This window comes from Aquimarina pacifica, assembly GCF_000520955.1.
In the GTDB taxonomy this organism is placed as follows: domain Bacteria; phylum Bacteroidota; class Bacteroidia; order Flavobacteriales; family Flavobacteriaceae; genus Aquimarina; species Aquimarina pacifica.
Window position 1 is genome coordinate 1 of the sequence record NZ_JACC01000115.1, and the last position, 788, is coordinate 788.

Sequence of the window (788 nt, forward strand, 5' to 3'; positions counted from 1 at the left end):
CCTATTTGATGATGGTGTGTTAATAATCTACCGGCATGATCATAGGCAAAGGTCTCAGTAGTCTCAATGGCAGCAGCAGAATTCCTAGTATGACTGCTTTGGGTTTCTAATACTTTTCCTGTAAAATCTAACTCCATAGAAGTGACATCAACCGTATTGTGATATTCGTTATTACTATGCGTATAGATAGGTCTTCCCTTTTTATCATAATAACTAGTTATAGTAATCCAATCATCGGTATCTAATACTCTTACTTTACTTCCTGTAGCTAAGCCTTTGGTATCAATAGCAACACTTTGTCCTAAAATAGAAGTTGGTGCCGTTGCCGAGGTATCAAAATCATAATGATCATAATAATTGATGGTAAGGACCTCTAAAGTACCGTTTTCTAAAGGAAAGGCATTATTTGTATAATAACACGTAGTCCCATCAATATTCAATGGTGTGCTTGATCTACTTTCATAAATAATTTCGCTTTCATCATAAGCCATCTCCTGCATTCCGACTCTGGTATTTCCATCCAAATAAATACCTGTATAAATCACTCTACCAAAAGCATCATATTTGGTAAACAACCACTCATTATTCTCACGCTGGTTTGCATCCTGAGTTAATACAGGTTGGTCTAGCTTATTATAAATAATATACTCCCAACCCTTACCCGGAATTTTCTTTTCTACCAAACGATTGCGACTATCATAGATGTATTGATAACATAACTCATAACTGTTACTCCCTGAATTCTCATCACTGATGATTGCAGAAAAAACACTTCCTGTTTTGGCATT

At 35.7% G+C, this 788-nt stretch carries 1 pseudogene; it reads right to left on the reverse strand.

The annotated features are described in order from the left end of the window. Positions 1–788, reverse strand: a pseudogene (locus DZ60_RS25380) (hypothetical protein); the annotation flags it as partial.